Consider the following 586-nt stretch of genomic DNA (forward strand, 5'->3'; position numbering starts at 1 on the left):
GCTCCCGGACTCAGCGCTTCTCAAGTCGAAAATCAAATCACTGAACCATTAGAAAAGCTTGTTAGCCAAATTGACGGTGTGGAATACGTTTATTCTTCGTCAATGGAAGGTGCTGCGCAAGTCATCGTTCGTTTCTATGTCGGCGAAAACCGGGAAGATGCTCTGGTCAAGCTGTATAACAAACTCTATTCCAACCAAGACAAAGTTCCTCCTTCTGTCACTAACTGGCTTGTAAAGCCTGTTGAAATCGATGATGTACCCATTGTTGTTGCCGCAATTTATTCCACCGATCCAGACATTCTCGATCGCCATCAGTTGAGACGTATTGCAGACCAAGCCACGTTAGGCATTAAATCATTGGATGCCACCAACAAGGTGGAAGTGATTGGCGGTGAGCCGAGAAAAATCCAGATAGAGCTTGATTCCGTTGCGATGGCAAACTTCAAAGTAACCATCGATGACCTCGAACAGGCCATTCAGCTCAGTAATAGCAAAACCCAAGGCACGAACGTTCGCGTAAACGGGCAAAATTACACATTGGAATCGGGACGGTTTCTGACTAACGCAGAAGAGGTTGGCGATCTTG

1 protein-coding gene is annotated in these 586 nt (G+C 46.2%); it reads left to right on the top strand.

Annotation, left to right across the window (positions count from 1 at the left end):
- Window positions 1–586: efflux RND transporter permease subunit (locus R7O13_RS29035; protein ID WP_318305480.1), on the top strand; the 586-nt coding region annotated here is incomplete at both ends.

It is taken from the genome of Vibrio sp. Y176, from assembly GCF_033438945.1.